Raw genomic sequence first — 22,884 nt, 5'->3', positions numbered from 1 at the left:
TATTGGTAAACCAGCATTGATGACATGCTTGCTAAAACGAACAATCCACAAAAGGTGAAATAAGTTTTTAATAGTGGCTTAAAATTTTGGCGCATAAATGTGAATGTATCATTTATCACCTGCCCAAAATCTCTCCGTTTTTTGAATTCAATTTTCCCTATCATTATAACTAAGCTTCTTAATAATTTTTACTGGATATATAAAGACGTACCAAATGATAAATATGGCAGACATTGTTAAAATGAATACACTTAAATAGATGGGCATTTCGGTGTGGCGAGTAACAAAGCTTTCTAAAAAGGCCGCTACAATAAAGATGGGAACTAAGCCCAGCACCATCTTCAAGCCATCTTTTGCGCCTTTAATTACCGATTCCATTCGGGTATAAGTTTTCGGGAATAGAAAACTGTTGCCCAATACCAGGCCTGCAGCACCGGCTAAAACAATAGCCGAAATTTCTAAAGTGCCATGAATCCAGATCACCAATACAGATTGCAAGCCCAGGCCTTTACTAAAAAAGAAATATTGGAAGGAACCCAACATCACTCCGTTTCTAAATAGCGAAACGATTGATCCAAAAGAAAATATGATGCCTAAAACGAAGGTATATAAGGCTACATAAATATTGTTAAGCCCAATTTGAGTAAACATTAAAAATTCATTCGATTGCTTGTAAACGCCGAAGGGATCTCCTTTTGCAATATTTTCATTGGTCATGTTTACATAATCATCGCCCATAATCAGGCGCACAAATGTATCGTCATATTTGGCCGATAAAGCGCCGATTGCGCAGGAGACTAAAAAAAATATAAGTGCGTAATAAATTTGCTTACGGTGCTCAAAAAATAAAACCGGAAGTTCTGTTTTCCAGAAATGAATAAAGCGGTTCGATTTTTCTTTTTTGTTTTTATAAACTGCCTGATGCAGCTTAGAAGCTAACCCATTTAAATAGGCTGTAGTTTTGGAGTTCGGATAAAAAGTTTTGGCATAAGCTAAATCGTTGGTGATTTCGATAAACTGATTTGCAACTTCATCAGGGTTTGCCTGCCTCACACTTTCATAATGCTGCCATTTTTCCGAATTTTGTTTAACAAATAAAGCTTCTCTCATGTAAGGCGTAACCAAATAGTGGCTTAAAATAGCTAAATTTTTATGGATATAAAAAACGATTAATAATTAACGGGCAGCGTGCTCATGTAATCGTTTAACGGCATGTGGTTGGTTTTGCAAAAAGATTTATCGAGGATATTTAAACTCACAATTCGGGTTACACTAAAATCGCGATATTGGTTTCTAACATGGCACCACGCTATTAAATGCCAGCTAAAGGCATAAAAAATCAAACCGATCGGCTCTACTTCCCTTTTGCTTTTTTCTTCTTTTGCATTGCTATACTCTAAAGCAACCATTCGTTTTTCAGAAATAGCGGTTTGAATGAGCGAAAGATATTCATAATTAAATTTCATACGCTCGGGCACCTGAAGCTTGATATGCGCATTCATTGCTTCGAGTTTCTCTTTCTGATTGTATTTTAAAACGGCTTTAACCTTTGTTAACGCTGCAGAATAATGTGTACGGATGGAGTTATCTGCAAAACCATTAACCAGACTTTCTACCAATAGCAATGCATTGGCTTCATCCATATTAAATGAAATCGGGGGTAAAAAGTAGCCTTGAACCAGAAAATAACCCTTCGGTTGTTCAAAACCAACCGGAATTCCCTGCTCCTGTAATGCCTTGACATCGCGGTAAACCGTACGCACACTAATTCCAAATCGTTCAGAAATCTTGTCTGCTGAAATGTATTTCTTCGACTGAAGTAAAGTTAAAATTCCGAAAAGACGATCGATGCGGTTCATTGTTTTTGGCCTCGGATAAAAGTAAAAAAATTGTAGCGGATAAAAGATCAGGCAAACAGATAATTTAAAATCTGCCGTTCAACATCAAACTTCCTTGGTATATTATTTGTATTATAAAGTTATGATGTCTTTTAGCAAAAATTTCCGTTATAGTAAAAGATAAAGTTCAAATTAATGGCAGCCGTTATACAGAAACGTTTCTTTAGGGCAATTAAAAGTAAAGTAATTATTGGGTTTTTATTCGCCTGTTTTGCACTGCTTTTGGCTTGGGGTATAAGCAAGTTTGCTTTTACGCGAATGCTCAATACCGTTGAAGAAATTTCGGCTCCGAATGATCGCCTGAGGATTGTAAATGATCTTTCGCATAAAATAGCAAGGCTTGATCAGCTTCAGCGGGATGAGGCTTTTAACAAACAAGGTAACTATAATTTCTTAAGAGAATCCAGAAAGCTAAGGTCGAGCTTAGACACATTGCGTAAACTTTATGCGAATGATTCGGCCCAGCTGGCCAGGATAAAATCGATCAAAAACTTACTTGCGCAACGCGATAAACAGTTCGTATCCTATCTACAAGTTCGCGAAACGCTGGTAAATACCAAGTCGTTCTCAAACGAAGTAAAAAAATTGAATGAGCTTGTAGCCTCACGGGCAATGCAAACTGACAGCGCAGTTTTAACTACCGAAACTACTACTTCTACCACTACCGTTGCACCGCAGGAAGAAGAAAAATCGAGAGGTTTTCTGAGTAAGCTTTTCGGGAAAAAGAAATCAGATGTTTATAAAATTATCAATGAAGAATTTAAAGTTCGACGTGATACGTTAAACGCCAAAGCGGAAGATAGTATTATGAAAAGTATGACGGGTTCGCTTAAAAATATTGAGCAAGAACAACGTCAGAAAAGTCAGAAGTTTTTAAAACGGGAAGCCGAATTATCAAATGCAAGCAACGCTTTAACCAATCAAATGCTTCAAATTTTAAGGGAAGTTGAAGGCCAGGCGGTGGCTCAAATAGATTTAAACGGAATCCAGGCAAAAGAAGTGGTTAACGACGGGATTACACAAATTACGGCCATCATTATCGCTTTCTTTTTGCTTACGGTAATATTACTTTATCTCATTTTGACTGACATTACCAAAAGCAACAGGTACAGGCGAGCACTTGAACTGGCAAAAGATGAAGCGGAATATCACGGAAAGGCAAAGCAGCGTTTTCTATCAAACATGAGCCACGAAATTAGAACGCCTTTACAATCTATATTAGGTTATGCCGAACTTATTTCCGAGCAAGATCATCCAAAGAAAAAAGATATCGATGCCATTTATCAATCGTCCATTCACCTACTGCAAATTGTAAACGAAGTTCTTGACTATAACCGCATTGTCTCCGGAGAGTTTACTTTCCAAAATCAGGTTTTTAGCGCCAAACAGATTGTAGATGAGGTGACCTCGGTGGTTCGCCCTCTGGCAGAAAAAAAATCACTCCAATTAATTACAGATTTAGATTTAGGCGATGTTGATTTTGTTAAAGGCGATGCTTTTAGACTCAAACAGATCCTCTTTAATCTATTGGGAAATGCGGTAAAGTTCACCTTGAAGGGAGAAATTAACCTCCGAATATCATGCAAAAAACAACTCGATAACTTGCATTTTCATTTCGCGATCAAAGATACCGGAATTGGATTTGAAGAAAAAGACATCTCGAGAATTTTCAATGAGTTCGAACAAATCGAATCGCCAGAACAATATGTACTGAACCAAACCGGCACAGGTTTAGGATTACCAATTGTAAAATCATTAATCGAAGCTCAGGGAGGTAGAATTCATGTAAAAAGTAAGCCTGGAACAGGCACCACTTTTAATATTTATTTAACGTATCTGGAAACTTCGGAACGTACAGCCCATGTTGATTTAGAAAATTATAAAATCGTGAACCCAGGCACAGTTTGGGTTATCGATGATGATCAACTCATACTGGATCTATGCGGCCTTATTTTTGAAAAAAATGAAATTCCCTTTCAAAGATTTAATCACGTTGCCGATATTTTACAGGAAAATGCTCCTAACGACTTAAAATATGTGCTGGTTGATATGCGTTTGCCCGAGATGACAGGAATAGAGCTTTGCCATATCTTAAAGAAAAAACTGCCTCATACCGTTAAGTTTTATGCCATTACTGCTCAGGTTTTACCCGAAGAACGTGAAATGGTTTTGAGTGAAGGTTTTGATGGTTTGATTATGAAACCTTTCCGCAGTGTTGATTTGCTTTCCATTTTTGATAAAACCAAAATTGTAGAGGGAAAAGCTGAATTTGATTTTTCTTCTATTGAGAAAATGACTTTCGGAGATCAGCAGATGCTGGAAAAGATATTAACACGCTTTAAAAAAGATTGCATTGACGATGCAGAATCGCTCAAAAATCATATCCATGAAAACGATCAGGATAAAAGCAGGCTAATTGCTCATCGCCTTGCGGGAAGAACAGCGCAAATGGGATCAAAAAACTTAGCGAATGCCTTTAGAACGCTCGAGTTAGAAATTGCCAAAAAAGGATTGTCTTCCGAAATTAATGCAGAGATTTTTAATCAGTTGAAGAAATTGGATGGATTGATTAAGGCAATGGATGAAATGGAGTTGGTTGGAGAGGACTAACCTCACCCCTTCATCCCCTCCCCTCGAAGAGAGGGGGCGGGGAGCAAAAATAGTAAAGAAATAAATTCGTAAATCTGGATTTAACTCACTATCCGGAAAAGCATGGCCAAGTAGCAAAAACCACTTATCAAATCTCCATTCTGAAAGAACAATGGAAAGGTGAATTCTTAAAACCTGGGTTCAAACCAGGCTACGAACTTTCCCTCTTTTCAAGGAGAGGGACCCCACAGAAAAACAAAAACCTCTGCCTTTAACAGGGTGAGGTTTTCTATTCAATCCCATACCTTTCCATTTTGGCATAAAGCGTTTTTCTATCGATATTCAGCATTTTTGCTGCCTTACTTTTATTATGTTTTGCCTTAATCAAAGTTTCGGAGATAAGCATCTTTTCATTCTGCTCATTTACTGCTTTCAAATCAGATGAGCTGCCTGGTAGGGTTTGTTGGTTAACCGCCAGCATCATTTCATCCGGCAAAGCAGTAACCTGGGCAACATCGCCGGGCGTTAATAAAACCATGCGCTTAACTACATTGCTCAACTCACGCAAGTTTCCTGGCCAATCGTAATTCAGCAATAAAGATTTTGCTTCTGTAGAAACGCTTTTAACATTTCTATCCAAATCTCTATTTGATAAACTGATGAAATGATTGATAAAAAGCTCCAAATCGCCAGCCCGATCTCTTAAAGCAGGTAACTGAATCTTGAATTCATTTAACCGATGATACAGATCTTCTCTAAATTCACCTCCAGAAATGCTGTTTAATAAATCGTCGTTTGTAGCGGTAATTATGCGAACGTCAACTGCAATTTGTTTAGTACTGCCTAAGGGTTGAATAACACGTTCTTGCAAAGCTCGAAGTAACTTAATCTGAACTTCGTAGCTTAAATTCCCAACCTCATCTAAAAATAAAGTGCCCCCATTGGCAGCTTCAAACTGGCCCTTTTTGTCGTTTAAGGCACCGGTAAAGGCTCCTTTCATATGGCCAAATAATTCGCTTGCCGCTAAATCTTTTGACAAAGCACCGCAATCAATAGCCACAAAAGGTTTGTCGGCTCTTTTGCTTTGCTGATGCAATGTTCGGGCAGCAAATTCTTTACCTGTTCCGCTTTCACCTTGAATAATTACCGACATATCAGTCGGTGCAACCAACGCAATGTGCTCATATAACCGATCAGCCGTTGCGCTTTTGCCTCTTATAAAATCAGAATCTGTTGATTCAATTTTAGTCTCTTTTAAATCCTTTTTGGTTAAAGAATTTTTAATAACCATTAAAAGTTCATCAGGGTTAACAGGCTTTGTAATATAATCGAAGGCGCCCATCTGCATAGATTTTACAGCGGTTCGCACATCATTAAAACTCGTCATTACCACAATTGGAGTAGATAAGCCCAAATTTCTGGAGTGAGTAATCACCTCGAAACCAATTCCATCGGGCAACCGATAATCAATTAAAAACAAATCAAATGTTTGATTTTCGATCAGTTTAAAAGATTGTTTAATATGGGTTACGAGTGTAACCTCGTGATTGTTTTTCGTTAAAAAACCTTCAAGTAATTGAGCAAATGTAGTATCATCTTCTAAAATCAGGATTTTCGCCATATACAAAAATAAGAAAAGCCAGACAAAGTCTGGCCATTCTTGTACTAGGTAGATGTAATAATTGGGATTTATTGAACCGGTTTACCATCTTTGTCAATTTTCACAGAACCTGTTTCTGCTTCTTTTTTAACATTGATTAGGTAATATTCTTTTGCGCCTTCCTTAACCGACCAAGCTTCAGTTGCGGTCCAACCTTTGTAAGCATCAGACTTTAATGCTGTAGTAACTGGCTCTGGAAGTTCTTCCAGTTTAACTGGAGTTTTTACTGCGCTATCTTGAACTGCAACAATTGCAGGATTTTTAATTGTATTTACTTCACTTGCTTGTACTGCTGAGAATCCTGCAAATGCTAAGAACGCAGCTGATAATATTAACTTTTTCATGGTTTTTTAATTTTAATGTGTTGAAACTGCAAAAGCAATTTCGTGGTTCTGGTTTAAATATGCGCAACCCAGAGGCTGCGCTTTTTGTTGATTATGCCTTATTTAGGACAAATATTATTGAACTGGCTTACCGTCTTTGTCGATTTTTACAGAACCAGTTTCTGCTTCTTTTTTAACGTTGATTAAATAGTACTCTTTTGCACCTTCTTTAACCGACCATGCTTCAGTTGCTGTCCAACCTTTATAAGCATCAGATTTTAGAGCGGTTGTTACTGGCTCAGGTAATTCTTCCAATTTTACTGGAGTTTTAACTGCGCTATCTTGAACTGCAACAATTGCAGTGTTTTTGATTGAGTTTACTTCACTTGCTTGTACTGCTGAGAACCCTGCGAACGCTAAGAATGTAGCTGATAAAATGAACTTTTTCATAGTATATAATTTTTAAAATTTAATATGTGTAACAATACTTCCTATTGTTTCATAATAATGCCAAAGCTGGCACAGATATATAAATCGCTTATTTTCAGAATATTAGACGTGTGCCATAAAATAAATGTTGTGGAGTTTCTCCACACATTGGGGGTAATGACTACATCTTAGGCATAAATATAAATGATGAACTATATAATTGACGTAGATATTTGATTTGGAAAGCAAGGGCAGAAGCTATTTTTAAGGTCCGCCCCGCTAATGCTTCAAGCACCGAAAAATCCTGTGCTAACATGTAAGCACAATTAAGGTAATCATAAATACAGATGCTTAAATCGGTGGCTTTCCGCGTATATCGGGTTTATTTTACTGCTGTTTGTGCATAATAAAGAAAAACCACCCCCAGCCCCTCCTTGAAAATAAGGAGGGGAGTGCTGTTCAATAGTTCAAGAAATAGTTTAGAGATACCGACACCAAGATGTGCTGTTTAATCGCTCATGAAATAATGGAAACATACCGCCACTAAGATTTTTGAAGAAACTAAAATATTCACTGTCCAGCTCCCCTCCTAATTTAGGAGGGGCAAGGGGTGGTTAATCTATAAGCAACATTTTTTTTCCAGAAAATTTTTTATCAAAAGAATATTTTTTTCTATACTTGCAGCCCGATTAAAAGCCTCCTTAGCTCAGCTGGTAGAGCAACTGACTTGTAATCAGTAGGTCATTGGTTCGATTCCGATAGGAGGCTCTTTTTATTCAAATTGTAGGTTACGATATGAGACTTTGTCAAAACCCTAACTTCTACCACAGCATTTTCCTCATCACTACATTACAAATCATCAATTCGTAGCGTAAAAATCTTAAATTCGCTGCATGCTAAAATACTTTTCAGCCGATTGGATTTTTCCAGTAAGCACTCCCCCAATAAAAAACGGAGTAGTTGCAGTTAATCATGATGGCGAAATAACGAGAATCTTCACAGCAGCAGCCGTCGAAAATCTTAATGTAGAGATTGAAAAACATAGGGGCGCAATCGTTCCAGGGTTCATCAACACCCATTGCCATTTAGAACTTTCGCACATGTTGGGCCAAATTCCAGAGCATACAGGCTTGGTAGAGTTTGTGCAGTGCATTATTAAAAGCAGGCAAGCAAACCCCGAACAAATGAGCACGGCGATGGAAAACGCCGATAAACAAATGCTTGTAAATGGAATTGTTGCCGTTGGCGATATCTCCAACCAAATTTCCTCGAAGGAAATAAAGCAAAACAGCAAAATTTATTACCACACTTTTGTTGAGGCTATGGGCTTTAATCCAGAAAGGGCAAACGCCATCATGGATTATACAACCGCAATAAAAAACGAGTTTTCGCCATTACCGGCATCAGTTGTGCCGCATGCACCATATTCCGTTTCACCAGAACTCTTTGCTTTAATTAATGCTACCGCAGAAAAAGAGAATGCATTGATCAGCATTCACAACCAAGAAACTGTAAATGAAAATTCGTTTTTTCAAGATAAAACAGGTGGCTTTCTGTCACTCTATAAATTTTTAGGTTTAGATATTCAATTTTTCAAAGCAAGCGGAAAAACTTCTTTGCAAAGTTGGCTGCCGTACATTAAAAAGCAAAAAACACTTCTTGTACACAATACCGTTTCAAACAAAGCAGATATTGAATTTGCGAAACAAAATCACCCAGATTTATATTGGTGCCTTTGTCCACAGGCTAATTTATACATTGAAAATACTTTGCCTGATGTTGATCTATTCATCTCAGAAAATGTAAAAATCACTTTGGGTACCGATAGTTTGGCAAGCAACCATCAGTTGAATATTTTAGCGGAAATGAAAACCTTGCAAAAGCATAAAAATATTGCTTTTGATAAACTGCTGCTTTGGGCAACGCTGAATGGAGCCGAGTTTTTAAATTTAAACACACACTTGGGAAGCATCGAGGTTGGTAAAAAGCCAGGTCTAAATCTGATTCAGCTATCAAATGATTTTATAATTGAAAGTGATCAAATAATTAAACTCGTTTAGCTAATGAACCCAATCTGCAAACTTTTCAATATAAAATATCCCATTATCCAGGCCGGAATGGTTTGGTGTAGTGGCTGGAAACTGGCAGCTGCAGTTTCAAATGCTGGCGGTTTAGGGATTATCGGCGCTGGCTCCATGTATCCTGAAATACTACTGGAGCATATCCGAAAATGCAAACTCGCAACAGACAAACCTTTCGGTGTTAACATTCCTTTATTATACCCAAATATTCAGCAAATTATTGATATTGTAATAGAAGAAGAGGTGAAAATCATTTTTTCATCGGCTGGTAATCCTTCCACGTGGACAAGCATTCTAAAAGAAAACGGAATTACCGTTGTACATGTTATTTCAAATACAAAATTTGCCTTGAAAGCCCAGGAGGCTGGTGTAGATGCTATCGTGGCAGAGGGGTTCGAAGCCGGAGGACATAACGGTCGCGAGGAAACTACAACCATGTGTTTAATGCCCATGATTAAGGCTGCCGTAACTATTCCTGTAATTGCTGCAGGTGGCATTGCAAGCGGCAAATCAATGTTGGCTGCTTTTGCACTTGGCGCCGATGCCGTTCAAATCGGTTCTGCTTTCTCCATTGCAGAAGAGTCATCTGCGCATCCATCATTTAAACAAAGAATAATCTCGGCAGCAGAGGGCGATACCAGACTTGCAATGAAAAAACTTGTTCCGGTAAGGTTATTAAAAAATGAATTTGCTGAAGCCGTTTCACAGGCCGAGGCAGAGGGGGCAGATAGAAATTTATTAGTAGAGTTGCTAGGAAAAGCTAGAGCCAAACTTGGCATGTTTGAAGGTGATATGGAAAAAGGAGAACTCGAAATCGGACAAATATCAGCGATGCTCAATGAAATTAAACCCGCCAAACAGATTTTAGAGGAGATTTGGGAGGAATTTTTAGTTGGATTAAAGCAATTAAATGATTTGCATAATCAAATAAAGCATTAAAAAGCTTTGTTAACTTTGCAGCTTGAACACTTACATCAAATGAAACACATTAATATAAAGGTAGCTGGAAAAGTGCAAGGCGTATTTTTTAGAGCAAGCACCAAAGCAGTCGCCGACCAAATGGGAATAAAGGGTTTTGTTAAGAATGAGAAAGACGGCTCGGTTTATATTGAGGCAGAAGCGGAGCAGTTTATCCTCGAACCTTTTATAGATTGGTGTAAGGAAGGTCCTGATAAATCTCTCGTGGATGATGTTCAAGTAAGTGAAGGAGAACTTAAAAATTTTAAGAACTTCGAAGTGGTTAAAAAGAATTTGCTTTGGTAAGGAGATTGACGATTTCGGATTGACGAATTACGATTTCAAACCTAAATCAGCTAAATTTACGCATAGTTATTAATCGATTTTTCTTTTAGAAAACCAACTGTTTCAATCTAAAACCTAAAATCAAAAATCTGAAAGCAATTGTCAGTATATAAAAAGTTTCTTGGGCAAACCATGGTTTATGGTATTAGTACCATTCTCTCACGTTTGTTTAACTTCATTTTAACGCCAATTTACACAACGGTTTTTGCTCCTGGCGTGTATGGCGTTTTTACCAAAATGTTCAGTTATGTGTCCATCATTAATCCAATCCTGGCTTTTGGAATGGAAACTACCTTTTTTAGGTATTTGAATAAACATGAGGATAAAAAAGAGGAGGTTTATAACAATAGCTTTATCGTCATCGCCTTCCTATCTACGCTGTTTTTAATCACAGCACTTGTTTTTTCTGATTTTTTGGCCAAGTATACGCTAAATGGAAATATCTCAGGCTTTGCAGATCAAAAATCCTATATACACTTATTTGCCTGGATCTTATTCGTTGATGCTATAAGTGTAATTCCTTTTGCAAAACTAAGGGCAGATGGAAAGCCATTTAGATATAGCCTGATTAAATTTACCAATATTGGTACTTTTATAGGTCTTAACTTGGTATTTATTTTTGTAATTCCGTTTTTGATAAAAAACGGAATAATCGATGAATGGCTAAGCAGCTGGTATAAAGGAAGATGGGTAGGTTATGTTTTTGTGGCCAATCTAATTGCGAGCCTGGTTACGTTGCTTATGCTCTTACCGCAATTCGCAGCCCTCCGGTTGAAATTTAACAAACAACTTTTCTACAATATGTTTGGCTATAGCTGGCCAGTTTTGGTGGCTAATTTGTCTTTCATCATTAATGAAAATCTTGATAAGATTTTACTTGGTAAATATTTGCCCAACAACATTGCTAATCACGATGTAGGTATTTATGGTGCAGTATGTAAACTAGCTGTTTTCATTAGCATTTTTAATACTGCTTTCAGGTTGGGTGCGGAACCGTTTTTCTTTAGTCACGCTAAAAATGAAAATGCCAAACAAACGTATGCTACTATTTTATATTATTTTGTATTGGCGTTATCAATCTTGTTCTTGGGGCTCACAGCTAATATCGAAATTATAAAACACTTCATTAATTCAAGGTATTGGTCTGGTTTAGATGCGGTTCCTGTTTTGTTATTTGGTTATGTATGTTTAGGCATATACATGAACTTATCGGTTTGGTACAGGCTATCCGATCAAACGCGATATGGTTTATATATATCATTAGTAGGAGCAGTTTTCACCATCGTGATGAATATCATTCTCATTCCTAAATATAGCTATATGGGATCTGCATGGGTATCTATGTTCGCCTATTTTATTATCATGGTTATTTCATACTGGCTGGGGCAAAAACATTATCCCATCCCCTACAAATTGAAGTCTATGGCAACCTATGTACTGGTCTCCATCCTATCAGTTGGTTTATCGTTTTGGGTATTCAATCGTAACATCTATATTGGTAACACCATCCTATTGCTATTTCTTCTTGGAATATTCTATTTTGAAAAGGATAATGTAAAAAAGCTTTTAAGGAAGAACGCTTAAGTTATTACATCAAGAATGATATAATAGTGGTGTAGTTTTAACCTATAAATATGAACATAAAAATTATCAATAAATCCGAACATCCGTTGCCGCAATACGAAACAGCTCATGCTGCCGGAATGGATTTGAGAGCATCAATTACCGAAGATATTACACTTAAACCTTTACAACGCCAACTTATCCCGACTGGTTTATATATCGAATTGCCAATTGGTTATGAAGCACAGATTCGTCCGAGAAGTGGCTTGGCTTATAAACATGGAATCAGCATTGTCAACTCACCTGGAACAATTGATGCTGATTATCGTGGAGAGCTAAAAGTTTTATTGGTTAATTTATCAGATACTGAATTCAAAATCGTTAATGGAGATAGAATAGCACAAATGGTTATTGCAAAGCATGAAACAATTGAGTGGCAAGCAGTTGATGAATTGGGAGAAACCTTGAGAGGCGAAGGGGGTTACGGGCATACTGGCAAAGGCTAATGATGGAATTAGAGGATGATTGATTGAGTGAATCAGAGTTTAGCTGAACATTCACTCATTCAAAATTCATTCACTCAAAATTCAATTTTATGAATAAAACATATCTTTTTGTTGCGGCGATCATTTTAAACTTAAATGCTTTTGGGCAGATGCCTGTTGTATCTAATGCGGCAAGAGATAGCAATGCTGTAAAGCAATTGTTTTTTGCCGGTTTACGAGAAAAAATGTCGGATAACTATTCGCTCGCTGTCACTAATTTCAACAAGCTTGTTGGTTTAGATGCGAACAACCATGCTGCCTATTTTGAATTGGCCAATGCCAATATTCGTTTGGATAAATTAGCCGAGGCAGAACAGAATATTAAACAAGCCATCAAGTTAAATGGCAATAATCCATGGTATTACCGCACCTTGGGCGAGGTTTATAAACGCAGCAACAAAATGCCCGAATTGGTCGAGGTATTTTCGCAATTGATTCGCCTCGACCCCGAAAACGATGCCTATTATTTCGATAAAGCAAATGCACTCTATTTATCCAATAAAAAAGAGGATGCTAAGAAAATTTACGATCAAATTGAAACAAAATTTGGAGAATCAAGAGATCTGATCACTGCCAGAAGAAGAGTACAATCAAACGGAAATACCTCTGAAAGTGATATTGTTAAGCTGTTGGAAGGTAACCAAGCTGATGTAAAAAACTACCTCTATGCTGCGGGCCTCTTACTGCAAAAAGGCAATGATCTGGAAGCATTGAAAGTTTTATTGAAAGCCCATCAATTAGCGCCTGAAAATTTCGAAGTTAACCTAGCCCTGGCTGATATTTATCGCAAGCAAAAGAATGATGAGGCCGCTTTTTCATCTCTGAAATTGGCTTTCGGTAGTGCCGATATGCCCTTAACAGAGAAAGTAAAAATTGTATCTGCACTTTTTCAAAAAATAAATGAGCCGATTGTAGCGAAAAGCCTGACAGATTTAACCAAAATTGTTGCTGAACAAAATCCAAAAGATGCCAAAGCATTAGCTTTATATGGCGATGTACTATATCAACAAAATAAGTTGAGAGAGGCACTGGTTCAATACCAGGAAGCTTTGAAGCTGAATGAACAAATTTATGCTGTTTGGGAACAGGTGATTAATATTCAATCCCTAATTGGGCACTATGCTGAAGCAGTAAAAGTGGGTGATGAAGCATTAACCATTTATCCAAACCAAGCCAGTTTGTATTATTACATCGCTTATGCCTTGTATAAAACAGGAAAGTTCGAAGCTGCTTTGAACAATCTCAAAACGGCATTACAGCTTGATGTAGACAACAAGAGTTTGCAAGCACAATCTTATGCGCTTCAGGGTGATATCCACATCAGCCAAAACAATTTTAATCAGGCAAAAATAGCTTTTGAAAAAGCGATTGCTACAGAGCCTGATAATTACCTCATCATGAATAATTATGCCTATTACCTGGCATTAAAAAATGATGACCTATCAAAAGCGGCGCTGTATGCAGAAACTGCCGCCAATGCAATGCCCACAAATTCATCGGTTGCAGATACTTATGCCTTTATCTTATTTAAGCAGCAAAAGTATGATCTGGCAAAAACCTGGATCGAAAAAGCCCTGCAAAACAATACAGATAAGAATAGTGTTTACTTGGAGCATTACGGAGATATCTTGTTTATGAAGGGCGAAAAAGATGCGGCTTTAGTACAATGGCAAAAGGCAAAAGATGCCGGAAATGCAAGTGAAGTTCTAATCAAAAAAATTAATGAAAAGAAATATTTTAAATAGCGCACTTATCATAAGTACAATTTGTTTTGCAACGGCTTGTAAGCCTAAGAAAGAAATTATTACAGCACCCACAAAGCCAGTAGAAACTCCTGCTGACAATACCAAAGCGGAAGCTTTATCGGCCATCAGCGATAAACAGCTAAAATTTAATACAATTTCCTTAAAAGCAAAGGCAACATTAAACATCTCTGGCGATGCAAACGATGTAACCATGAACTTTAAAATGAAAGACAAGGAAACCATTTGGGTAAGCATTACTGCTTTAGGTGGATTAGCAGAAGTTGCAAGGGCATTAATTACGCCAGATAGCATCAAAATTATGAACAGGCTAAAGAGTGAGTATATTAAAAAGCCTTTCAGCTATATTTACACTTTTACCAACAAACAAGTTAATTTTAATACGCTTCAAAGCATCTTAACAGGAAATGCCATGGGCGAATTTTTGACGCCGCAATCGGATGTTAAACAAGAAAATGGCGTTTGGGTAGTTTCCGGCAGAAAACAAGAACTTGATTACCGGCTGCTTTTTAATACCCTTTTGAAGGTTTCTGAAACGAATTTAAATGATTCGAAAAATGGACAGGCACTAAAAGTTAACTATACCGACTACCAAAAACTGAACGAATCTCTTTTCCCAAGTGCACTTCAAATCAATACCTTATCGGGTGCGAAAAAAATCAACATCGATTTACAATATGTGAAAATTGATGGCAATGTTCCAGTTGATTTTCCGTTTAGTGTTCCAAAGAGATATACAGTTATTAAATAGGATTTGGAGCGATCCAAAATTCAATGAAGAATAAGTGAAGATCGTTAAATGCGCCATTTTAATGGTTTAAGTATCTCAATTTTAATGTATTTTCCTATAAAATTTTTATACTTTTGGCTCAATGAAGCTACACAAACTCGTATTTATTCTGTTATTAAGCGGTTTTGCCTTTTCTGCGCTTGCGCAAACTGAAAGTCAATTAAGAAGGAAAAAAGAAGCTATACAGCGTGAAATTGAACAGCTCCAAAAAAATCTAAACAAAACTGCAAGCGGTAAAAAGCTAACGCTGCAGCAAATAAATGGCATTAATGCGCAAATTCGGCTGCGTCAAGAGAAAATAGGAACAATTAACTCTGAAATTAAAAACCTAGATAATCAAATCTCTCAGAACACAAATACCGTACATACTTTACAAAGTCAATTAGGCGATCTTAAAAAAGAGTATGCAGGCATGATTCGTTTTGCGCAAAGGAATAGAAATTCGTATGATAAAATGATGTTCATTTTTGCCGCGAAAGATTTCAATCAAGCTTACAAACGCATTAAATATTTACAACAATTCAGTCAATACCGTAAAAAACAGGCTGGATATATTGAAAATACGCAACAAGATCTTAATGGAAAGATCAGAGTTTTGGATAAAACTTTAAGAGAGAAAAGTGAGCTCCTGAAAGAACAGGAAAAAGAGAGAGAACGTTTAGGCAAAGATAAAAGCCAACAATCTGCCGTACTTGGGAAATTAAGTAAACAAGAAAAGCAATTTGCGCAGGACATTGCTTCGAGAAGAAGGCAGCAAAAGCAAATTGATGCCGCCATTAGTGCAGCCATTCAACGGGCAATTGAAGCTGCCAAAAGAAAGGCCGCAGAAGAAGCGAGAATAGCTGCTGCTAAACGTGCAGCAGAAGAAAAAGCGGCTGCGGATAAGGCACGGGCGGAAAATAGACCTGCGCCAGCCGCAACTAAAGCACCTGCAGTGAAAGAAAAAACAACCAGCGAGGCCTTAACGGCAACGCCAGAAGCTGCTCGTTTGTCAGCAGGTTTTGAAGGAAATAGGGGGCGACTGCCATGGCCTGTTGCAACAGGTACTGTTACAGAACGTTTTGGTTTGCATAAGGTGGATCAAGCATCGTACACCAACGATGGTATTGATATTACCACTGCCGATGGCGCTGCAGTAAGGGCAGTTTTCGCTGGGAAAGTTTTATTGGTTCAGTACATTCAAGGTCGAGGAGTTGTGATTATCATGCACGGTGAATATATTACTGTTTACCAAAATTTGAGAAATGTATCCGTTAGTACTGGAAATAATGTTGACACCAAGCAAACTATTGGAGTGGTGGCCAATACCGGTGATGACGCAATTTTGAAGTTCCAAGTTAGACGAGGCAATAGTGTATTAAATCCAGAGGCCTGGATTAGTAAGTAAAGAAGACAGTTATAAATTGTATATATTTGTATAAAATAGATTAGTGATGTATCAAGGCACGTTATTAGAGTTTTTAAACATGGGTGGATCAGAGATCATACTCATTTTAGTGGTGGTTCTTTTGTTATTTGGAGGTAAAAAATTACCCGAACTGGCAAGAGGATTGGGGAAAGGAATCAGAGAGTTTAAAGATGCATCGGATGGTGTTAAGCGTGAAATTCATAGAAATATAAACGCAATGGACCTGGATAAAGAGGAAGCGGAAGAAACCGTTGCCAACAATAATAACCAACGCCATCATCCAACAGATGAAACTCCTGAAGAGGAAAAAGCGGGTCCGAATTTGACGAAAAATCATCCTTCAGTTAATCCCATTGATGAAACAGTAACTGACAATCAAAAAGCTTAAACAAAAAAGTTATGTTAAATACAACAATAGCAGCAATGCTTGGAACACCAGAAATTATCATTATCGCGGTAGTGGTTTTGTTATTGTTTGGTGGTAAAAAAATTCCTGAACTGATGAGAGGGTTAGGAAAAGGTGTTAAAGAATTTAAAGATGGTAAAGATGGCGTTGACGGAGAACAAGTAGATCCATCTAACCGTGATAAAACTATTTAATTGAAAAAAAGTTAAGTTTTGAAGAAATACAGCTCTCTTAAAGAGATCCAAACGCTCATTTCGCAGAAGCAATTAACTTTAACCGATTTATTGGCTTATTATTTTAAGCAAATTAATGAAAATGAACACCTCAATGCATTCAACGAGGTGTTTTTTTATTCGGCAGAAGTTCAGGCAAAAGCGGTACAACAGAAGATCGAAAATGGAACAGCAGGAAAACTTGCTGGAATGGTAATTGGAATAAAAGATAATATCTGTTATAAAGACCACGTCGTTACTGCATCGTCAAAAATGCTCGATGGTTTCGTATCTCCATATTCGGCCACTGTTGTTCAAAGATTATTACAAGAAGACGCCGTAATTATAGGACGTTTAAATTGCGATGAATTTGCCATGGGTGGATCTAATGAGACTTCCTATTTCGGACCTGCGAAAAACGCTGCCAATCCTGAATTGGTTCCAGGAGGTTCATCTGGCGGTTCGGCTGTTGCTGTTCAGGCCGATATGTGTTTAGCGGCGTTGGGTACCGACACAGGCGGTTCTGTACGTCAGCCCGCAGCCTTTTGTGGCCAAATTGGATTGAAACCAACCTACGGTAGAATTTCCCGATATGGTGTTATTGCTTATGCATCCTCTTTCGATCAGGTTGGACCAATAACCTCTTCTGTTGAAGATTCAGCGCTATTATTAGAAGTATTAGCGGGTGCAGATGAATACGATTCGACTGTTTCTCCGCTTGAAGTACCCGATTATCCAGCTCATTTATCGGATAGTAGAAAACAAAAAATAGCTGTTTTAAAAGAAACCATTGAGAGCGATGCACTTGATCCGGAAATTAAATCGGCAATATTAAGTTCAATTGAAGATTTAAAAGCGCAAGGCCATACAGTGGATTATGTTTCATTTGATCTTCTCGATTATCTTGTTCCTGCCTATTACATTTTAACCACAGCAGAAGCCTCATCCAACCTTTCTCGTTATGATGGCGTTCATTATGGTCACCGCAATACGGAAGCAAAATCATTAACCGAACTTTATAAATTGTCTAGGGCTGAAGGTTTTGGCGAAGAAGTTAAGAAACGAATTCTATTAGGGACGTTCGTTTTAAGTGCCGGTTACTATGATGCTTATTATCAAAAAGCGCAGCAAGTCCGCAGGTTAATTAGAGAAAAATTGGATATTCTGTTTGAAGAATATGATTTAATTTTATCGCCAGTTGCCCCAACCGCAGCCTTCGAAATTGGAGACAATGTACAAGATGCGTTGGTAATGTATATGGCAGATATTTTTACAGTTTTGCCTTCGTTAAGTGGCAACCCAGCAATTGCTCTACCTTTAGGCAATAATAACGCAGGTTTGCCGTTAAGTATTCAATTTATAGCCAAACATTTTGATGAAGCTAAACTTTTGGCTTTCTCTAAGGCATTTTTATCCAATTAAGTTCAAGTCGAATATTCGATTTTAGAATTGATCATTGCAATTACAGTTTAGGTAAAAGGCTTGTAATTAAATTTAAGCAATGGTATTGTTAATTTCTGGCGGGCAGTATCACCTCGCTAGAACAGGCATTGGTTTTTAACTATTATCAATGCTGAATAAACCAATAGCCCATGATTAAAAAATTACTTTTTGCATCTCTTCTTTGTCTTCCAGCATTTATCTTCCCAACATTTGCGCAGCAAGTATTAAAATTAGATAGCATCCCTAAGAAGCAAAACAATATCTTAATCAATACAGATACCGTAGCTGTTCCCTCCATATACGAAAACACATTGTTGATGGGGCAAAACTATATTTACAAGCTCAGGTTAGATTCTATTGTTAAAACCGTACCACTTCCTTATAACGAATACGTACAGCAATACATCGATATTTATGCTAAACGTAAAGATATGTTTGGCAAAATGATGGGACTATCCAACTACTATTTTCCAATTTTTGAAAAGGCCTTAAAGGATTTTGAAATTCCGCAGGAAATAAAATACCTCACCATTGTAGAATCACAGATGAATCCACATGCCATTTCAAGAGTGGGCGCCACTGGCATTTGGCAATTTATGTTCGGTACTGGAAAAGCATACGGTTTAAAAATGGATAATTTTGTCGATGAGCGAAAAGACCCCATCCAAGCCAGCTATGCTGCAGCACAATATTTTAGAGATGCATACGAAGAACTCGGAGACTGGCTTTTAGCCATTGCGGCTTACAATTGCGGCAAGGGGAATGTAACCCGAGCCATGATTAAAGCAAACTCAAGAGATTTTTGGGAAATCAGACAATTCCTGCCAAAAGAAACCAGAAATTATGTGCCAGCATTTATAGCTGCAGTTTACGTGATGAATTATGCGAAGCATCACCAAATTAATGCTCAGGCTTGCAACATGTTTCTGAAAACCGATACCGTTCAAACGAGTCGGTTTGTTTCCTTAAGTAGCTTGGCGCAAGCTCTGAATGTTGATGAAACCTCGCTTTTTGCCTTAAACCCAGCGTACAAAAAGAAAATTGTAAATGGTACGGAAGAGGAGCCCAAGCGCATAATAATGCCTAAGCTTAGGGATATTGATTATGCCAATGTCTATGAAGTTTTGTACAACACCGATTTGGATATCAGCATGCAAGTGGTGCAAGCCAGTACGGATGATGTAAGAGATTTGCGTAAAAAGGCCGTTAAACCTTTTTCATCAAATACGGTGTTATACCACAAAGTTTCCGCAGGTCAAACGCTTACAGCAGTTGCCAATAAATATGGCGTAGAGGTGCAGGATTTAAGAGTATGGAACGGTTTAAAAAGTAAAACTATCGTTCCTGGTCAAAGGCTCAAAGTGTTCGCCAAAAATCGTGTTCAGCTTAAAGCACCTGTTTCTTATTCAAGTTACAAGGTGAAAACCGGTGATACCTTATCAGAGATTGCTGAAAAGTTTAACGGAGCAACGGTGCAAAGCATTAGGCGTGATAATAAACTCAGCAAAGCTGGTTTACAGGCTGGGATGGTTTTGAAGATCAGCAAGGGCTAGTTAAATTATAAACGAAACATCTCTGTAACATTATCATCGATTCACATATAATTAACTTTCTCTTTATTTACATAATGTTAAGATAACTTTAATTTGCTTAAAATTATTTTAACATATCATGGATACCAGAAGAGAATTTCTCCGTAAATCTTTACTGCTTTCAGGCGCAACAGGATTAGCATCCGTTATGCCTTCATCAATTCAAAAAGCATTTGCAATCGATCCGGCTCCGGGAAGTACATTTCTAGATGCTGAGCATGTGGTGATTCTAATGCAGGAAAATAGATCTTTCGACCATACATTTGGAAGTTTACAAGGTGTTCGCGGTTTTAACGATCCGAGAGCGGTTACATTACCCAACCAAAAGCCAGTTTGGTTTCAAACTGATGCTGTGGGCAATACTTATGCCCCATTTCGTTTAAATATTAAAGATACCAAGGTAACCTGGATGGGCTCATTGCCACATTCAAGAGCCAGTCAGGTTGACGCCTATAATGAAGGCAAATACGATAAATGGTTAATTGCCAAAAAGCCAGGCAATAAAAACTACGCACACATGCCGCTCACTTTAGGCCACTATGTACGCGAAGATTTGCCTTTCAATTACGCTTTGGCAGATGCTTTTACCATTTGCGATCAAAACTTCTGCTCGGGCATGACGAGCACTACGCCAAACAGGTCTTTCTTCTGGACAGGCAAAATCACCCATGAGGAGAATGGCATTTTAAAAGCAAACATCAGGAACGATGACTTCGCTTACGGAAAACATGTATGGAAAACCTTTCCTGAATTACTGGAAGAGAACAAAATTGCTTGGAAGTTTTATCAAAATGAAACCAGTTGCGGCGGCGGTTTTAAAGGTGAGGAACGGGCTTGGCTGGCCAATTTCGGCTGTAACTTATTGGAGTTTTTCAAAGCTTATAATGTTAAGTTTAAAGATAAATATATAGAAAACCTGCAAAAACTGGTCGATACGCTACCTGCAGAGATTAATAAACTGCAAGAAGAAAGCCCCTCAAGTGATGCTGCGTCGAAAAAAATCCAGAGTGATTTAAAAAATAAAATGAAAGCATTGGATGATGCCACTGCAGATTTACAAAAATGGAATGAAAAAAACTTTGCCAAGTTAACCGATGAGGAGAAAAGTCTATTTTATCGGGCTTTTGTGGTAAACAAGAACGATGCTAATTATAGAAGTATTTCTTCAATTAAATATGACGATAACGGCAAAGAAAGAGAAGTAACTGTTCCAAAAGGAGATGTTTTACATCAATTTAGAGCTGATGTAAACAGTGGCAAATTACCTACTGTTTCCTGGCTCGCCGGACCGCAAAATTTCTCCGATCACCCGAGCGCCCCTTGGTATGGTGCCTGGTTAGTATCGGAAGTGATGGACATCTTAACCAAAAACCCCGAAGTTTGGAAGAAAACCATATTCATTGTAACTTATGATGAAAATGATGGCTACTACGATCATGTTGTTCCGTTTTCCATTCCCGATAACACTAAACCAGAAACCGGAAAAGTTTCTAAAGGCATTGATACCGAAGTGGAGCATGTGCGTTTGGCAAATGAGCTTAAACAAGGAGTACCAGAAAAGGGAGCCAGAGAAGCACCAATTGGTTTAGGCTTTAGAGTGCCGATGCTAATTGCTTCGCCCTGGAGTAGAGGCGGCAAAGTAAATTCGCAGGTTTTTGACCATACCTCTACGCTGCAATTTTTAGAAGAATTCGTTAACCGAAAATACAACAAGAACATCCGCATTGAAAATATTAGTGAATGGAGAAGAACGATTTGTGGAAACCTGACTTCTGCATTTACTCCGTTCGATGCGGCTTCAGAGAAATTACCGTTTTTACAACGCGATGCTTTTGTTGAAACCATATTCAACGCAAAATTTAAGGAAGAACCTAAAATTTCGAAAGCTGTAACAGATGCCGACTTAAAAAATGTAGAATTGAACACGAATTTTGCCAATGTAATGTCGCAGCAAGAAAAAGGCATTCGCAAGGCTTGTGCTTTACCTTACCAATTGGCAAGTGAGGGTGCACTTCTTTCGGATAAAAAAAGTTTCCGAATTAAAATGTCGGCCAGCACAAAGCTATTTGGCAAAACTGCTGTTGGTGCACCATTTACGGTGTATGCGCCAGCGAAATTCAAAGCTGGTGAGCAGGAACAAATTTGCAGAAATTGGAATTTCGCGGTCAAAGCCGATGATGAACTCACTTACAATTGGCCATTGGAAGCGTTTGAGGATGAAAAATACCACTTGCGTTTAAACGGACCCAATGGATTTTTCCGTGAGTTTCTGGGTACAGCAAACGATCCACTTTTAAGCATTTCGGCAAATCATGAGCTGAATCGCCTTACCATAGTGCCAACAGGAAATATTAAGCTTCTAATAAAAAATGAAGGTTCGAAGGCGATAAGTTTCCAGGTGAACGACCTTGCTTATAAAAAAGGTATTATTAAGAAAACGATTGCAGCCAATGGTGAAGACACAATAGTGTTGGATTTGAAGTCGAGTTTCGGCTGGTACGACTTTGAAATCACTGCTAACACATTTGCTTCGTTTTCGCAACGATTTGCAGGAAGAATAGAAACTGGCAAAGAAACCTATACCGATCCGCTGATGGGAAGAGTTTAGCTCATTTTAAACCTCGCAGGTTTTAAAAAACTGCGAGGTTGCTGCTCGTAAGCCAGAGTTTTATAGCACCATCTGTTGTTTTTAAACCTTATTGCAGCGGTATCCTTTTTGTTGCAGCAACATTCAAATTCAGCAGAAAAATGAACAAAAAGATTAAGCGAAAAGAAGGATTGACTATTTATTCTTGCTTGTAAAGTTGCTTTACAAATTATCTGTTTGTTATTATGTTCCAAATTGTTAGAAAATTTTAGCCCGATTCGAATTAATTATTT

The 22,884-nt window shown here is 37.9% G+C and carries 19 protein-coding genes and 1 tRNA gene; 15 read left to right on the top strand and 5 right to left on the bottom strand.

Annotation, left to right across the window (positions count from 1 at the left end):
- Nucleotides 1–147: 147 nt before the first annotated feature.
- Together ASE92_RS00555 and ASE92_RS00550 are read right to left on the bottom strand one after the other, a co-directional pair.
- The gene (locus ASE92_RS00555) at nt 148–1,110 is read right to left on the bottom strand and encodes a stage II sporulation protein M (RefSeq protein WP_056848174.1); all 963 of its coding nucleotides are present in this window, start codon (nt 1,108–1,110) and stop codon (nt 148–150) included.
- Between the two features lie 59 nt (nt 1,111–1,169).
- Nucleotides 1,170–1,859, bottom strand: coding sequence for a YafY family protein (locus ASE92_RS00550; RefSeq protein ID WP_056848173.1), 690 nt, complete (start codon nt 1,857–1,859; stop codon nt 1,170–1,172).
- A gap of 174 nt (nt 1,860–2,033) precedes the next feature.
- On the opposite strand from ASE92_RS00550, the gene ASE92_RS00545 reads away from it, so the two are divergent.
- A complete protein-coding gene (locus ASE92_RS00545) occupies nt 2,034–4,508 on the top strand; it encodes an ATP-binding protein (RefSeq protein ID WP_056848172.1) in 2,475 nt (824 codons plus the stop codon).
- A gap of 268 nt (nt 4,509–4,776) precedes the next feature.
- Here the strand turns inward: ASE92_RS00545 and ASE92_RS00540 are convergent, their stop codons facing one another.
- The 3 genes from ASE92_RS00540 to ASE92_RS00530 all read right to left on the bottom strand — a co-directional run bounded on the left by ASE92_RS00540 (nt 4,777) and on the right by ASE92_RS00530 (nt 6,920).
- Nucleotides 4,777–6,108, bottom strand: coding sequence for a sigma-54 dependent transcriptional regulator (locus ASE92_RS00540; protein WP_056848171.1), 1,332 nt, complete (start codon nt 6,106–6,108; stop codon nt 4,777–4,779).
- Between the two features lie 68 nt (nt 6,109–6,176).
- Nucleotides 6,177–6,491, bottom strand: coding sequence for a hypothetical protein (locus ASE92_RS00535; RefSeq protein WP_056848170.1), 315 nt, complete (start codon nt 6,489–6,491; stop codon nt 6,177–6,179).
- Nucleotides 6,492–6,605: 114 nt separating this feature from the next.
- Nucleotides 6,606–6,920 carry a hypothetical protein gene (locus ASE92_RS00530; protein ID WP_056087216.1) on the bottom strand — a complete coding sequence of 105 codons (315 nt, stop codon included), beginning with the start codon at nt 6,918–6,920 and terminating at the stop codon, nt 6,606–6,608.
- 674 nt (nt 6,921–7,594) lie between these two features.
- Here ASE92_RS00530 and ASE92_RS00525 point away from each other — a divergent pair.
- The 14 genes from ASE92_RS00525 (at nt 7,595) to ASE92_RS00460 (ending at nt 22,612) form a co-directional block, all read left to right on the top strand.
- Nucleotides 7,595–7,667, top strand: a tRNA-Thr gene (locus ASE92_RS00525).
- Nucleotides 7,668–7,792: 125 nt separating this feature from the next.
- Nucleotides 7,793–8,959 (top strand): amidohydrolase family protein, encoded by a 1,167-nt coding sequence (locus tag ASE92_RS00520; RefSeq protein WP_056848169.1) that lies wholly within the window; start codon nt 7,793–7,795, stop codon nt 8,957–8,959.
- A 3-nt stretch (nt 8,960–8,962) separates the two neighbouring features.
- Nucleotides 8,963–9,919 carry a nitronate monooxygenase family protein gene (locus ASE92_RS00515; RefSeq protein WP_056848168.1) on the top strand — a complete coding sequence of 319 codons (957 nt, stop codon included), beginning with the start codon at nt 8,963–8,965 and terminating at the stop codon, nt 9,917–9,919.
- Nucleotides 9,920–9,958: 39 nt separating this feature from the next.
- Complete coding sequence (locus tag ASE92_RS00510) at nt 9,959–10,243, top strand: acylphosphatase (RefSeq protein ID WP_056848167.1); 285 nt, start codon at nt 9,959–9,961, stop codon at nt 10,241–10,243.
- A 138-nt stretch (nt 10,244–10,381) separates the two neighbouring features.
- Nucleotides 10,382–11,866, top strand: coding sequence for a lipopolysaccharide biosynthesis protein (locus tag ASE92_RS00505; RefSeq protein WP_200926303.1), 1,485 nt, complete (start codon nt 10,382–10,384; stop codon nt 11,864–11,866).
- A gap of 50 nt (nt 11,867–11,916) precedes the next feature.
- On the top strand, nt 11,917–12,351 hold the full coding sequence (gene dut, locus ASE92_RS00500) for a dUTP diphosphatase (RefSeq protein WP_056848165.1): 435 nt from the start codon (nt 11,917–11,919) through the stop codon (nt 12,349–12,351).
- Between the two features lie 89 nt (nt 12,352–12,440).
- A complete protein-coding gene (locus ASE92_RS00495) occupies nt 12,441–14,135 on the top strand; it encodes a tetratricopeptide repeat protein (RefSeq protein WP_056848164.1) in 1,695 nt (564 codons plus the stop codon).
- Complete coding sequence (locus tag ASE92_RS00490; protein WP_056848163.1) at nt 14,113–14,904, top strand: DUF4292 domain-containing protein; 792 nt, start codon at nt 14,113–14,115, stop codon at nt 14,902–14,904. The genes ASE92_RS00495 and ASE92_RS00490 overlap by 23 nt, the downstream gene beginning before the upstream one ends.
- Nucleotides 14,905–15,025: 121 nt before the next feature.
- Nucleotides 15,026–16,330 (top strand): murein hydrolase activator EnvC, encoded by a 1,305-nt coding sequence (locus tag ASE92_RS00485; RefSeq protein ID WP_056848162.1) that lies wholly within the window; start codon nt 15,026–15,028, stop codon nt 16,328–16,330.
- A gap of 46 nt (nt 16,331–16,376) precedes the next feature.
- A complete protein-coding gene (locus tag ASE92_RS21630; protein ID WP_056848161.1) occupies nt 16,377–16,739 on the top strand; it encodes a twin-arginine translocase TatA/TatE family subunit in 363 nt (120 codons plus the stop codon).
- 11 nt (nt 16,740–16,750) lie between these two features.
- The gene (locus tag ASE92_RS00475; protein WP_200926302.1) at nt 16,751–16,951 is read left to right on the top strand and encodes a twin-arginine translocase TatA/TatE family subunit; all 201 of its coding nucleotides are present in this window, start codon (nt 16,751–16,753) and stop codon (nt 16,949–16,951) included.
- 18 nt (nt 16,952–16,969) lie between these two features.
- The gene (gatA, locus tag ASE92_RS00470; RefSeq protein WP_056848160.1) at nt 16,970–18,391 is read left to right on the top strand and encodes an Asp-tRNA(Asn)/Glu-tRNA(Gln) amidotransferase subunit GatA; all 1,422 of its coding nucleotides are present in this window, start codon (nt 16,970–16,972) and stop codon (nt 18,389–18,391) included.
- Nucleotides 18,392–18,561: 170 nt separating this feature from the next.
- Complete coding sequence (locus ASE92_RS00465; protein ID WP_056848159.1) at nt 18,562–19,965, top strand: lytic transglycosylase domain-containing protein; 1,404 nt, start codon at nt 18,562–18,564, stop codon at nt 19,963–19,965.
- 118 nt (nt 19,966–20,083) lie between these two features.
- A complete protein-coding gene (locus ASE92_RS00460) occupies nt 20,084–22,612 on the top strand; it encodes a phosphocholine-specific phospholipase C (RefSeq protein WP_056848158.1) in 2,529 nt (842 codons plus the stop codon).
- Nucleotides 22,613–22,884: the final 272 nt, after the last annotated feature.

Source organism: Pedobacter sp. Leaf41 (genome assembly GCF_001422545.1).
Classification (GTDB): domain Bacteria; phylum Bacteroidota; class Bacteroidia; order Sphingobacteriales; family Sphingobacteriaceae; genus Pedobacter.
This window is presented reverse-complemented; position numbering and strand designations above follow the sequence as displayed.